Annotated in this window: 13 protein-coding genes; 7 read left to right on the top strand and 6 right to left on the bottom strand. The window is 72.3% G+C overall.

The features are described from left to right. Positions 1-448 precede the first annotated feature (448 nt). Both WG209_RS00110 and WG209_RS00105 read left to right on the top strand, forming a co-directional pair. A complete protein-coding gene (locus tag WG209_RS00110; protein ID WP_337172944.1) occupies positions 449-3,907 on the top strand; it encodes a pyruvate carboxylase in 3,459 nt (1,152 codons plus the stop codon). Between the two features lie 5 nt (positions 3,908-3,912). After that, positions 3,913-4,680, top strand: coding sequence for a biotin--[acetyl-CoA-carboxylase] ligase (locus WG209_RS00105; protein WP_337172943.1), 768 nt, complete (start codon positions 3,913-3,915; stop codon positions 4,678-4,680). 30 nt (positions 4,681-4,710) lie between these two features. Here WG209_RS00105 and WG209_RS00100 read toward each other — a convergent pair whose 3' ends face one another. The 6 genes from WG209_RS00100 to WG209_RS00075 all read right to left on the bottom strand — a co-directional run bounded on the left by WG209_RS00100 (position 4,711) and on the right by WG209_RS00075 (position 8,630). After that, on the bottom strand, positions 4,711-5,196 hold the full coding sequence (locus WG209_RS00100) for a hypothetical protein (RefSeq protein ID WP_337172942.1): 486 nt from the start codon (positions 5,194-5,196) through the stop codon (positions 4,711-4,713). A gap of 140 nt (positions 5,197-5,336) precedes the next feature. Next, positions 5,337-5,705 (bottom strand): hypothetical protein, encoded by a 369-nt coding sequence (locus tag WG209_RS00095; protein WP_337172941.1) that lies wholly within the window; start codon positions 5,703-5,705, stop codon positions 5,337-5,339. A gap of 87 nt (positions 5,706-5,792) precedes the next feature. Next, complete coding sequence (locus tag WG209_RS00090) at positions 5,793-6,470, bottom strand: phytanoyl-CoA dioxygenase family protein (protein WP_337172940.1); 678 nt, start codon at positions 6,468-6,470, stop codon at positions 5,793-5,795. Between the two features lie 77 nt (positions 6,471-6,547). Next, complete coding sequence (locus WG209_RS00085) at positions 6,548-7,825, bottom strand: pilus assembly protein TadG-related protein (RefSeq protein ID WP_337172939.1); 1,278 nt, start codon at positions 7,823-7,825, stop codon at positions 6,548-6,550. Between the two features lie 24 nt (positions 7,826-7,849). Beyond that, on the bottom strand, positions 7,850-8,230 hold the full coding sequence (locus WG209_RS00080) for a TadE/TadG family type IV pilus assembly protein (RefSeq protein WP_337172938.1): 381 nt from the start codon (positions 8,228-8,230) through the stop codon (positions 7,850-7,852). A gap of 22 nt (positions 8,231-8,252) precedes the next feature. Beyond that, a complete protein-coding gene (locus WG209_RS00075) occupies positions 8,253-8,630 on the bottom strand; it encodes a hypothetical protein (protein ID WP_337172937.1) in 378 nt (125 codons plus the stop codon). A 365-nt stretch (positions 8,631-8,995) separates the two neighbouring features. On the opposite strand from WG209_RS00075, the gene WG209_RS00070 reads away from it, so the two are divergent. From WG209_RS00070 to WG209_RS00050, 5 genes are all read left to right on the top strand, one after another. Then, positions 8,996-9,172, top strand: a complete 177-nt coding sequence (locus WG209_RS00070) for a Flp family type IVb pilin (protein WP_337172936.1) — start codon at positions 8,996-8,998, stop codon at positions 9,170-9,172. 46 nt (positions 9,173-9,218) lie between these two features. Next, positions 9,219-9,464, top strand: coding sequence for a hypothetical protein (locus WG209_RS00065; RefSeq protein ID WP_337172935.1), 246 nt, complete (start codon positions 9,219-9,221; stop codon positions 9,462-9,464). Positions 9,465-9,492: 28 nt separating this feature from the next. Further along, entirely contained in the window at positions 9,493-10,047 is a 555-nt protein-coding gene (locus WG209_RS00060) for an A24 family peptidase (RefSeq protein WP_337172934.1), read from the top strand. A gap of 167 nt (positions 10,048-10,214) precedes the next feature. Continuing rightward, on the top strand, positions 10,215-11,147 hold the full coding sequence (gene cpaB, locus WG209_RS00055) for a Flp pilus assembly protein CpaB (RefSeq protein WP_337172933.1): 933 nt from the start codon (positions 10,215-10,217) through the stop codon (positions 11,145-11,147). A 49-nt stretch (positions 11,148-11,196) separates the two neighbouring features. Next, positions 11,197-12,384: a hypothetical protein gene (locus WG209_RS00050; protein ID WP_337172932.1), complete on the top strand. Its 1,188-nt coding sequence runs from the start codon at positions 11,197-11,199 to the stop codon at positions 12,382-12,384. Positions 12,385-12,430: the final 46 nt, after the last annotated feature.

The raw sequence follows: 12,430 nt of genomic DNA, 5'->3' as shown, positions 1-12,430 counted from the left end.
GGTCCATCCCGTCGGCCGGCGGCATTCGTGGCGAGACGCCCGAAAACCACTTCGAATTCGACGAACGAAGCCAACTGGTTTTCGTCGCAAGAATCTGGCTGCTTCATGGTTTGCGATGTTTCTCGCGGCGTGCGTGGCGCGCGAACGAAGCCAACTTCGCGGGCGTCCGCCGCGTGCCGCGTCGGCGGCCTTCGCCCGGCCGCTGGGCCGTCCGGCGGAAGGGGTTGCGACGCTCGATGTGGCGCCCGGGCGGGGCGTCTCCGAAAAATGAGGGTGAATTTCGGCCGGGTAATCTGGGATAATCGCGGCCGATCCCGCTCGATCCCTCGGCCGCCGTCGCGCGGCGTCGTCCCCCCTTGGAGCGAGGGCGGGGCGGAAGACGGGCCCGCCATCGGCCTCGGTCGGCGGCGGGCCACCCACGATTCTCCAGACCGTCGGGAAGATCCGAATGACGTCGTTCCGCAAACTGATGGTGGCCAACCGGGGCGAGATCGCCATCCGAATCTTCCGCTCGGCCCACGAGCTGGGGATCCGGACGGTCGCCATCTACTCGCACGAGGACCGGTTCGCCCTGCACCGGCTGAAGGCCGACGAGGCGTATCAGGTAGGCCAGGGCGGCGAGCCCATCCGGAGCTACCTGAACATCCCGGCGATCGTCGAGCTGGCCGTCGAGAAGGGGGTCGACGCGATCCACCCCGGCTACGGCTTCCTCTCCGAGAACGCCGAGTTCGCCCGCGCCTGCGCCGAGGCCGGCATCGTCTTCGTGGGGCCGTCGCCGGAGATCCTGGACCGGCTGGGGGACAAGGTCGCCGCGCGGGCGCTGGCCGAGTCGGCCGGCGTGCCGGTGCTGAAGGGGAGCGACCCGGTCGTCCCGGGCCCCGAGGCCCGCAAGGTCGCGGAGGCCATGGGCTTCCCCGTCATCGTCAAGGCCTCGATGGGGGGCGGCGGGCGCGGGATGCGCGTGGTCGAGAAGGTCGAGGATCTCGACGCCGCGCTGGAGTCGGCCCGGAGCGAGGCCAAGGCCGCGTTCGGCTGCCCGGACGCCTTCCTGGAGAAGTTCATCGCCAGGGCCAAGCACATCGAGGTGCAGCTCCTCGGCGACGGGAAGGGGGGGCTCGTCCACCTATTCGAGCGCGACTGCTCGATCCAGCGCCGGCACCAGAAGGTGATCGAGATCGCCCCGGCGTACAACCTGGACGAGAAGCTGCGCCGGGAGATCTGCGACGCCGCGCTGGCGATCGGCCGGGCCGTGGGCTACAACAACGCCGGCACGGTCGAGTTCCTGGTGGACGACGAGGCCGGGACGTTCTCGTTCATCGAGGTCAACCCGCGGCTCCAGGTCGAGCACACCGTCACCGAGATCGTCACGGGGGTCGACCTGGTCAAGAGCCAGATCCTCGTGGCCGACGGCCAGCCGCTGTCGCACCCCGCCATCGGGATCGACGGCCAGGACTCGGTCCACACCACCGGCTACGCGATCCAGTGCCGGATCACCACCGAGGACCCGGCCAGCAACTTCACGCCAGACTACGGCCGGATCAGCCACTACCGGTCGTCCGGCGGCCCGGGGCTGCGGCTCGACGGCGGCTCGACCACGACCGGCGCCATCGTCACGCCGTTCTACGACTCGCTGCTGGTGAAGGTCTCCGCCTACGGCCGCCGCTTCATCGACGCCGCCAGCCGGATGGAGCGGGCGCTCCAGGAGTTCCGGATCCGGGGCGTGAAGACGAACATCCCGTTCCTCGTCAACGTCGTCACCGACCCGACGTTCCTGGAAGGCCGCTGCACCACCCGGTTCATCGACCAGACCCCCTCGCTGTTCGAGTTCGCCGAGCGTCGCGACCGGGCCAGCAAGCTGCTGACGTACCTCGCGGACGTGATCGTCAACGGCTTCCCCGGCGTCAAGCGCGACCCGTCGCGGAAGATCCCGGCCGAGCCGGCCCCGCCGCCGTACGAGCCCCTGGAGACGATCCCGGACGGCACCCGCCAGATCTTCAAGGAGCTGGGGCCGGAGGGCTTCTCGAAGTGGGTCCGCGAGCAGGACCGCCTGCTCGTGACCGACACGACGTTCCGCGACGCCCACCAGTCGCTCCTGGCGACCCGCCTGCGCACCCGCGACATGCTCCGCGCGGCCGACGCCTACGCCCACCGCCTTCCCGACCTGTTCTCGCTGGAGATGTGGGGGGGCGCCACGTTCGACTCCTCCATGCGTTTCCTCCGCGAGGACCCGTGGGACCGCCTGGCCCAGCTCCGCGAGCGGATCCCCAACATCCTGTTCCAGATGCTGATCCGCGGCTCCAACGCCGTCGGCTACACCAGCTACCCGGACGACGTCGTCGACGCCTTCGTCAAGACCGCGACCGACGCCGGCATCGACGTCTTCCGCGTCTTCGACTCGCTCAACTGGGTCCCCAACATGGGCGCCTGCATCGAGGCGATCCGCGACGCCGGCGGCATCTGCGAGGCCGCCATCTGCTACACCGGCGACCTGCTGGACGCCTCCCGGCCCAAGTACGACCTGAAGTACTACGTCGAGATGGCGAAGGACCTGGAGCGCCGCGGGGCGAACATCATCGCCATCAAGGACATGGCCGGGCTCTGCAAGCCCTACGCCGCGGTCAAGCTGATCAAGGCGCTGCGGGAGGAGGTCGGCCTGCCGGTCCACTTCCACACCCACGACGTCGGGGGGGCGCAGGCCGCCAGCGTCCTCATGGGCGCGGAGGTCGGCCTCGACGTGGCCGACGGCGCGATGGCCGCGATGTCCGGCCTGACGTCGCAGCCGAGCCTCAACGCGATCGTCGAGTCGCTCCGCTTCACCGGGCGCGACACGGGCGTGGACCACGAGGCCCTCATCGACGTCAGCCGCTACTGGGACGAGGTCCGCGACCTGTACGCCCCGTTCGAGACCGGCCCGCGGTCGTCGGCGTCCGACCTGTACGACCTGGAGATGCCCGGCGGCCAGTACTCCAACCTGTACCAGCAGGCCGACGCCCTGGGCCTCTCCTCCCGGTGGTGGGAGGTCTGCGAGACCTACGGGCTGGTCAACCAGATGTTCGGCGACATCGTGAAGGTGACGCCGTCGTCCAAGGTCGTCGGCGACATGGCCCTGTTCCTCGTCGCCAACAACCTGACCCCCGACGACGTGATGGACCCCGAGCGCGAGCTGGCCTTCCCGGACAGCGTCGTCGAGTTCATGGAAGGTCGCCTCGGCCAGCCCCCGGGCGGCTTCCCGCCGGACCTCCAGAAGCGGATCCTCAAGGGCCGCGCGCCGCTGACCGATCGCCCCGGCGCCACCCTGCCGCCGGCCGACTTCGACGCCATCCGCGCCAAGGTGGCCGAGATCGTCGGCGTGGACGACCCGGCCGAGGTCGACCAGGTCGACGTCATGAGCTACATGATGTACCCCCGCGTCTTCCCCGACCTGGTGAAGCACGAGAAGGAGTTCTCCGACACCTCGGTCCTCCCCACCCCGCTGTTCTTCCACGGGGCGGAGCCGGGCGTCGAGCACCCCTTCGAGATCGAGCCGGGCAAGACGCTCATCGTCAAGCTGCTGGCCGTGGGCGAGCCCCACGAGGACGGCCGGCGCACGGTCTTCTTCGAGCTGAACGGCCAGCCGCGCGAGGTCGAGATCGCGGACCGCTCGCTGGCCTCCGCCGTCGTCGAGGCCCCCAAGGCCGACCCGGCCGACCCGATGCAGGTCGGCGCGCCGCTGCCGGGGCTGATCGTCGGCGTCGCCGTGGCCGTCGGCGACCCGGTCCGCAAGGGGCAGAAGCTCTTCTCCATCGAGGCCATGAAGATGGAGACCACCATCAACGCCGAGCGCCCCGGGCGCGTCGCCGAGCTGCCCGCCAGGGTCGGCCTCCAGGTCAAGGCCGGCGACCTGCTCCTCAAGCTGGCCGACGCCTGACCCCCATGACCCCCCGGCCGTTCGTCCGCGAGGTCCTGACCTTCGACGAGCTGGAGTCGACCAGCACCGCCGCGAGGGCGATGGTGCTGGCCGAGCCGTCCCGCCCCGCCCCGTTCGTCGTCTGGGCCCGCCGCCAGACCCGCGGGCGGGGCCAGCGGGCGAACGCCTGGTGGTCCGACGAGGGGTCGCTCACCTTCACCCTCGCGATCGACCCGGCCGAGCAGGGCGTCCGCCCCGACCAGCAGCCGAGGATCGCCCTGGCCACGGCCGTCGTCCTCATCGACGCCGTCGCCGCCCTCGGCTGGCGCGACCCGGGCCTCGGCGTGCGCTGGCCGAACGACGTGGAGGTCGACGGCCGCAAGGTCGCCGGCATCCTCCCCGAGCGGGTCGAAACCCCGGTCGGCGACCGCGTCCTGATCGGCGTCGGGGTCAACGTCGCGACCCGGCTCGACCACGCGCCGCCGGAGGTCGCCCGCATGGCGACGTCGCTGGGGGCGTTCCAGCCCGAGCCCCTCGCGGCCGAGCATCTCCCCGCCTACCTCGCCGCGACGCTCGAACGCTTCCCGGCCGTCCTCCGCCGCCTGGCCGACGACGACCCGGCGCTGGCCGCCGAGTGGGCCCGCCTGGACCTGCTCCGCGGCCGGCCCGTCCGCGCGGCGGTCGGCCCGCGCAACATCGTCGGCGAGGGGCGGGGGATCGACCCCGAGGGCGCGCTGCTGGTCGACGACGGCCGCGAGGTCCATCGCCTGCTCGCCGGCCGGATCCTGCGCTGATGGTCGCCCCGCGCGAACCGGGCGGGGATGTCAGCGCCTGGGGACCACCCGGCGCACGCCCTGCATCACGTCGACGTACGAGCCGGCGGGCACGGGGGGGATGGTCCCGTCGGCCAGCATGTTGAAGGCCAGGGCGACGGTGACGTCGAGGGCCCTGTCGGCCAGGCGGCTGGCGAGGAAGTGGAACGGGTAGATCACCAGCGAGCGATCGGGCGCGGCCACGCCGACGACCGGCTCTTCCACGCCGTGCTCCACGTTCGTCCATTGCCAGCCCAGGGCGTTCACGAGCTGCTCGCCCCAGAGCGCCCCGAAGAAGACCGCCGGGTCGGCCCCCTCCTCGTCGGAGAGCTTCGCGGACTCCTGCTGGATCTGGTCCATGATCTCGTCGATCGCCGCGACGATCCCCGCCGGCCCCTCGGCCGCGACCTCCGGGCCCAGGTCGTCCAGGGCTCCCTTGGCGCAGTCTCGGATCTTCCGCAGGGTCTCGTCGGGGATCGGGCCGTCCGTGATCGTCATCGCCTCATCTCCTCCTTGGTCGATCGTCGATCGTCAACCGCGGCCGGCGCGTCGAGGCCCCGGCGTCCGGGCGGCCATCGTACCTTCTCCGGGCCGTCGGCGAGGAGGTCGAACGAGCGGCCCGCCCGTCGACCTTCCGGTCAGGCCGGGGAATCGGGGCCGAAGAGATCGGGGCCCTCGGCGCCCGTCGGGGGCGCGTCGACCACGACGCGGACGGCGATCGGGCGGAAGAGCGAGACCGCCCAGAGCCCGACGCAGACGGCCGTCGCCAGGACGAGGCCGAGCAGCGTCATGGACACGACCGTGATCAAGGGCCCCCACAGCAGGGCCTCCGCGCCGTGGATCGCCCGGCCGTTGATCCGGACGGAGTCCGCCCCCATGGCCCCCGCGACGCCGGCCAGGACGCCCAACGGCAGGGTGGAGACGGCCAGGCCCGTCATGATCAGCTTGTAGATCGTCCCGGCCCGGACCTTGCGGGCGATGATCGTCTGTTCGAGCTTGCGGTCCATGGCGGCCTCTTGGCGAACTCCAGGGGTCGGACGGGAAGGCGGTTCAGCATCGCCGCGACGGCCCTCGGGTGCAAGCCGGGGGCGTCGTCAGGCCGGATCGCGCCGGCGCAGGCCGTGGGGGAAGTCGCGGGGGGCGAACAGGAAGTGGAGGACGCGGCGGCGGCCGTCGCCGATCGACCGGGACGACGCGTGGAGCAGCAGGGGCCGCATCACCAGGGCGTCTCCTCGGCCGGCGGGGCAGGGGACCTCGGGCGTGGCGCGGCGGGCGGCGGCCAGGGCCTCGGGGTCGAGCCGGCCGAGCCTGTGCGAGCCGGGGATCACGCGCAGAGGGCCGTCTTCGGGGCCGCAGGGGTCGAGGTGGACCCGCACGGCGACCATCGCGGCCAGGAACCAGTCCGGCGGCTGGACGAACAGGCCCCCCTCCTTCTCCGACCAGCCGCGGAGGTCGGGATGCTCGACCCGCTCGGCCACCGGGAGGGCGAGGTCCTGGTGCATCGGCACGAGCCAGTTGCCGGCGCGGGACTTCTCGAAGTAGGAGCATTGCACCGCCTCGGCGTCGCCCGGGATCATCTCCGCGAGGCGGGCGTCGCGCCGGAGCCGATCCGCCAGGGACCGGCACCAGTCCTCGGCGAGCAGGTTCCGCGTCCCGGCCGGCGACCGTCCCGCGGGGGCGACCTTCGCGGCCAGGGCCTCGCACTCGTCCGGGGCGAGGACGCCGTCGACGACCGCGAAACCCCGCTCCTCCAAACTGATCGGGCCGTCCATCCCCACCTCCCTCCGGGGCGAGGATACGGCGCGCCCCCCGGCGCGACAAGGCCGGCCGGGGGGCGGCCCGCTCGCCCCTACCGCGCGAGGTGGAAGGACGACGAGGTCGTCGGGGGCTGCTGCGTGGGCATGTACTTCGCGTCGTTGGAGAGGTTGAGCTTGTTGACGATCAACTGGGCCCCCTCGACGGTCTGCGACCCCCCCGCCAGCGCCATCGTCGCTCCGGGGGCGTAGATCGTCCCCTGGATCTTGTTGTTCGTCCCGTTCGCGATGTTGATGGTGTGCGGCGCGTAGTCGCCGGAGCCGTTCTTCGGGGACCGCTGGAACAGGACGACGCCGTTGTAATCCCCGCTCGTCGGCGCGGTGAGGGTGGTCCCGTCGCCCCCCTGGATCTCGACGTTGCCGTCGTACAGGTAGATGGTGACGCCGGAGCCCGTGACCCGCACGCCGTTGCTGACGACGAAATTGCCGCTCTTGATGTAATACAGCCCCGGCGCCATCGTGTACTTCATCCCGCCCGAGTTGAGGATCAGCCCGCTGTTGTACAGGCCCGGCTGGATCGGGAACGGATTCGTCGCATTCCACCCCGACGGGCTGGTGCGGATCGGCAGGCCCCCGGTCGACGGATGGGCGAGCGTCGACTCGAGCGGGTCGACGATGGCGGAGGGATCCGCCCCGGTCTGCACGGAGCTCGGCGCGTCCTTGATGGACCCGCCGCTGGTGACCAGGTAGCCGCCGGCGGCCTTCAACTTCCGGGCCTCGACCCGGCCCATGTTGTTGACGTTGACGGCGCGCGAGGCGTTCGACTTCACCCGGATCTCGCCCGGGACGACCAGCCGGGCGCTGCCGGCGACCGCCAGGCTGTCCTGGGCGTCGCGATTCAGGACGATGACCGAGGCCCCGACCGTCGCGACGCGGACGGCGACCGCCTCCGCGGAGACGGGCGTCGGGGGACCGCCGAAGATGCCGCTGAACAGCCGGGGCGCGGGCGTGGTGACGGTCGCCCGGAGCGCCAGGTCGGCCGTGCCGTAGCGGGCGGTCGGGGAGGCGTGGGATATCGAGACCTGGGGTGGACTGCCCGATGGGTAGCCGACGTTGGCGTAGGCGGCGGCCGCCGAGGAGACCGCGGGCGGAACCTCCGGCGGGTTGATCGCCTGCCCCTCCTTCTGGACCTTGTCATAGGTCCGCAGGGCGGCGTAAGCCGCGGCGTCGGCGGCGACCTGGGCTCGCTGCCGCTCGGATCTGAGCAGCGCCCCGTCGATCGTCAGCGCCATCATCCCGACCAGCACCGGGAGGCACAGCGCCGCGACGGCGGCCACCGCCCCACGCCTGGACTTCGATCGAATCCGCCTCATGGCGCCTCTCCTAAGCGACTCCGCTCAATAGGGGGTCCAAACCTTCTTCGTCACGGTGAACAGCGGGGGGGGCGTGCCCGTCGGCCTTGGATATTCGACCGTTACCATCGTGTAGCCGTCGGACGACGGCGACGCCGTGATCTTCAGCTTCTCGGGCTTCAGCCCCGCGGTCTTCAGGTCATGCTCGAGCTGTTTCGTCAGCCCCTCCCCTGTTATCGAGCCGGCACCCTGGAGCGAGGCCCACCGCCCCAGGCTGGTGGCCAGGTGATCGCGTTCCTGACGGTTGGAGATCCTGGCCCCTAGCAGCGTGCCTCCCAGGAGGAGCAGGAAGAAGACCGGCAGCACGACCGCGGCCTCGACCAGCGCGGCGCCTCTACGTCGTCGGCATCGCCTCCCGGCGATCATGGTTCGGCTCCTTTCGCTAATCCTAGGGGGGGAGCATCATGCGGACCGTCCGCCTGATGGGCTGCACGCCGGTGCTCTTGTACGCGAACACGGATCCGTCGGGCGTGTACGTCACGGTGACATCCAGGTAGGAGAAACCGTTGCCGTCCTGCCCGGGCGCCCAGCTCGCGATCGGGGTGGGGACGAGCCTGTCGACCCACGCGGCGTCCGGGTTGTCCTGGTTGGCGGTCTCGTTCACGGCCGGCTGGATCGCCGACGGGCCGGCGGCGACCCCGGCCGCCGCCCCGCTGATCGCGCACTGCTGGACTATCGACGCGCGGTGGCAGAGCAGCCAGAGGTCGGCGATCCCGAGCCCGGCGAGGAGGAGGAACGAGAGGAGGATGGCCAATTCCACGGCCACCACCCCGCGCCTCGTCCGTCTTGTTCGCCTCGTCCGTCTCCCGTCGCGCCTCATGGGATCCCCCTGGCTTCGCCAACATCCTTCACGGGAACCCTAGGCCACGGACGCGGGCGGGGCCGGGATTGCCGGCCGGGAGGGGCGGCGCGTTTCCGGGCGTGCGAGGGGCCGGGCGAAAAAGCATCGCGGGCCGCCCGATTTGTTGACAGCCGTCGATCCGTGACCTTGGTTTCTAACGTGGGCCGACACGAACAGTCGACCGCCGGCGAGATGAGACGGACGCACCGCCCCCCGCCGAGAAGAAGGCCCGAGACGACCGGCCGGGAACGCCGTCGCCCCGGGCCCACCAACCCCAAGGAGAGACTCCAATGCGCAACTTCCTGGCCCGTCTGATGACCGAAGAGGAAGGCGCCACGATGGTCGAGTACGCCCTGATGGTCGCCCTGATCGCCGCCGCGGCCGTCGCGGCCATCGGGACGCTGAGCGGCGCCATCAACACCAAGTTCACCGGCGTCGGGACGAGCATCACCAGCGCCGGCAATTGACGACGCCGGCCGGTCCCTTCACCTCGCGGACCCGTGAGAGTGGGTCATGAGCATGCTCGGACGTTTCTGGGCCGAGGAGACGGGGGCGGTCCTCGCCGAGTACGCCTTGATGGCCGCCCTGATCGCCGGCATGGCGGTCGCCGCGGCCGGGGGGCTCGGGTCGATCGTGGCGTCGAAGTTCCAGGGCGGGGCCGAGGCTTTCTCCGCGGGCCCCGCGCCGGTCGCCTCCGGCGGCGGGCCCCCGCCGGCCAACCCCGGCGGCACCGGCGGCACCCCGCCGGTCGGCAAATGAGGTCGAGAGTCCAGGGAGGCGAGTCGCCGTGGCCGGTCATGAGATGATGTCGCTGTCCGCGGCGGCGGTCGCCTGCCTGATCGCCGCCGGGACGGACCTCTGGAAGTTCAAGGTGTACAACGCCCTGACCCTCCCGGCGCTGGCCGGCGGGCTGATCGCCTCGGGCCTGTCCGGGGGTTGGGCGGGCCTGGCGACGAGCGGGCTCGGGGCCCTCGCGGGCTTCGGCCTGCTCGTCGGGTTCTTCGCGATGGGGGGCGTGGGGGCGGGCGACGTCAAGTTGCTGACCGCCCTGGGCGCGTGGCTCGGCCCCGCGCTCACGCTGCACGTCTTCCTCGCCTCGGCGATCCTTGCCGGGCTCTACGCCCTGGCCCTGACCATCCTCAACGGCGGCCTGCGACAGGCGGCCGCCGACCTGATGCATCTGGCGCTCCGGATGCTCCGGCTGGACTTCCGGCCGGGGCCCGCCGCGCCCATCGCCGTCGAGGCGGCCCGGGGAGACCGTCGAAGACGACTGGTCCCGTTCGCCGCCATGACCTGCGCGGGCTTCTTCCTCGTCGTCCTCTCGGATCATCGCGGATTCTAGGGGCCCCTCGACGCCGAGGGTTTTCGTCACGCGAGGGGGGCGGCCCGCGAAGCGGCCGGGGATCCCGGCGGCGCTCCGGATCGCCTCCCCTTCATCCGATCCTCCGGGCCCCCTCCTCCCCCGGGGGGAGGGGGCCGTGTCGTGCCTAGCCGTGAAGGGATCGCGCCATGAGGCCCCAGACGCTCGCGGTGGTGATGCTCGCCCTGGTCAGCGGCCTGGCCGCCGTCTGGGGCGTGCGCTCTTCCATGAAGAAGCCGGCGGCGCCGGCCGAGGAGACGGTCGCGGCGGTCGTCGCGCTGGATGATCTGGCGCGGGGCGAGCCGATCGACGCCGCCAGGGTGGAGATCCGCGAGATCCCGAAGTCGCGGGCTCCCGAGGGTCGGCTGGCCTCGCTGGAGGAAGCGACCTCGCGCACGCCGTCGATCCCGATGCTCAAGGGGGAGTTCGTCATCGAGCCCAAGCTGCTGCCGAAGGGGAGCCGTCCGGGGATGGCGTCGATGATCCCGGCGGGGATGCGGGCCTTCACCATCCAGACGCCGAGCTTCTCCTCCAGCCTCGCCGGGCTGATCCAGCCGGGAAACCGCGTGGACGTCCTGCTGACCATCACGCCGTCGGGCTCGCGCGGGGACGACGACGCGACGACCACGACGCTGCTCCAGAACATCGAGCTGCTGGCCGTGCACACGACCGTCGAGGCCGACGCCGGCGCCAAGGCCGACCCCAACGGCACGCGGTCGGTCACGTTGCTGGTCACGCCCCGACAGGCCGCGATCCTGGACCTGGGCCAGAACAAGGGGACGCTCCACCTCGCGCTGCGCAACGGCCGCGACGAGGCCCCGATCGAGGAGACGACGGCGACCCTCGCCGACCTCGGCCTGCCGCCCGCCACGCCGCCCGCGCCGGCCGGGCCGATCGAGCCTCCCCCGCCCGCCCTTGCCGTCGAGCCCGAGCCCGAGCCCGTGGTGCTCACGATCCGCACCCTGCGCGGCACGCTCGCCGGCCGCGACCAGATCACCGTCCACCAGCGCCGACGCGCGGCGCCGCGGCCGACCGCCGCCGAGACCTCGACGGCCGCCGCGGCGGCCGTCCTCCCCCGATGACGATCTTTCCGCACGTGTAGGAATGCCGAGCGCCGGCAAGGGAATGGTCATGGCGAACTTCATCGTGGCCGACGACGAGTCGATCGCGTCGCGGATCCGGTCGGTCCTCTCTTTTCACGAGCCGAACGCCCCGAAGGCGGATGTCCTGCCGTCGGCCCTGGCCGTCGGCAGGCTGGCGCGGGAGGGCGGGGCGGGGGTGGTGGTGGTGGCCCTGCCCGCCGACCCGGCGGCGGCGCTGGACCTGCTGGCGCGGGTCGCGCCGGCGGCCGGCGGCCGGCTGCTGGCCCTGGGGCCGACCTCGGACGCCCGGTTCGTCCTCCAGGCGCTCCGCGCCGGCGTCCGCGACTACCTGGACAAGGGGGATCTGGAGGTCGAGCTGGCCGCGGCGCTGAAGCGGCTGGCCGAGCCGAAGGACGCGGCCAGCCTGGGGCGGGTGGTCGCCGTGCTCGGCGCCAGCGGGGGGGCCGGGGCCAGCACGATCGCCGCGAACCTGGCCGTGGCGCTGGCGACCGACCACCGCTCCGCCGGGCTCGTCGACCTGAAGCTGGAGACGGGCGACCTGGCGGCGCTGCTGGACCTCAAGCCGACGTTCAGCCTGTCCGACCTCTGCCGCAACGCCGCGACGTTCGACCGCGTGATGCTCGAACGGACGCTGGCCCGCCACGAGTCGGGCGTGGCCCTGCTGGCCGCCCCCGCCCGCATCGCCGACGTGACGCTGGTGCGCGCCGAGGGGGTCGCGCGGGCGATCGACCTGGCCCGCGCCGCCTTCCCGTACGTGATCGTGGACGTCGACCACACCTATCGCGAGGAGCAGCTCGCGGCGCTGCGGCAGGCGGACGTCCTTCTGCTCCCGCTCCGGCAGGACTTCAACTCGCTGCGGAACGCCCACCGGGCGCTGGAGCACCTGGGCCGGATGGGGCTGGCGGGCGAGCGCGCGCGGCTGGTGGTCAATCGCGCCGGGCAGGCCGTCGAGGTCCCCCGGGCCAAGGTGGAGGAGGCGCTGGGGATGAAGGTCGCCCACTCCATCCCGGAGGATCCCCGGGCCGTCGCGAGGGCGAACGACAACGGCGTCCCGGTGGTGCTCGAGGCGCCGGCCTCGCGCGCGGGGCGGTCGCTCCTCCAGCTCGCGAGGTCGCTCGAGACGTCGCGGCCGGGCGACGCGCCGGCCGAGCGCCGCGGGGCTCGGGCCGGCTGGCGGCCCTGGCGTCGCGTCGCCGCCGGGCGAGGCGCGCACTAGGTTATGGATAGGGCCGTCGCCGCGACGGCCGGGACGCGGTCGAGGA

Origin of the sequence: Paludisphaera sp. (genome assembly GCF_037189885.1) — a bacterium.
Classification (GTDB): Bacteria; Planctomycetota; Planctomycetia; order Isosphaerales; family Isosphaeraceae; genus Paludisphaera.
This window is presented reverse-complemented; position numbering and strand designations above follow the sequence as displayed.

Bases quoted from the DNA above. Each gene is read 5' to 3' on its own strand.
- WG209_RS00085 (WP_337172939.1), bottom strand. From the start codon at position 7,825: ATGAGGCGGATTCGATCGAAGTCCAGGCGTGGGGCGGTGGCCGCCGTC.
- WG209_RS00090 (WP_337172940.1), bottom strand. From the start codon at position 6,470: ATGGACGGCCCGATCAGTTTGGAGGAGCGGGGTTTCGCGGTCGTCGAC.
- WG209_RS00070 (WP_337172936.1), top strand. From the start codon at position 8,996: ATGCGCAACTTCCTGGCCCGTCTGATGACCGAAGAGGAAGGCGCCACG.
- WG209_RS00100 (WP_337172942.1), bottom strand. From the start codon at position 5,196: ATGACGATCACGGACGGCCCGATCCCCGACGAGACCCTGCGGAAGATC.
- WG209_RS00050 (WP_337172932.1), top strand. From the start codon at position 11,197: ATGGCGAACTTCATCGTGGCCGACGACGAGTCGATCGCGTCGCGGATC.
- WG209_RS00110 (WP_337172944.1), top strand. From the start codon at position 449: ATGACGTCGTTCCGCAAACTGATGGTGGCCAACCGGGGCGAGATCGCC.
- cpaB (WP_337172933.1), top strand. From the start codon at position 10,215: ATGAGGCCCCAGACGCTCGCGGTGGTGATGCTCGCCCTGGTCAGCGGC.
- WG209_RS00065 (WP_337172935.1), top strand. From the start codon at position 9,219: ATGAGCATGCTCGGACGTTTCTGGGCCGAGGAGACGGGGGCGGTCCTC.
- WG209_RS00095 (WP_337172941.1), bottom strand. From the start codon at position 5,705: ATGGACCGCAAGCTCGAACAGACGATCATCGCCCGCAAGGTCCGGGCC.
- WG209_RS00105 (WP_337172943.1), top strand. From the start codon at position 3,913: ATGACCCCCCGGCCGTTCGTCCGCGAGGTCCTGACCTTCGACGAGCTG.
- WG209_RS00080 (WP_337172938.1), bottom strand. From the start codon at position 8,230: ATGATCGCCGGGAGGCGATGCCGACGACGTAGAGGCGCCGCGCTGGTC.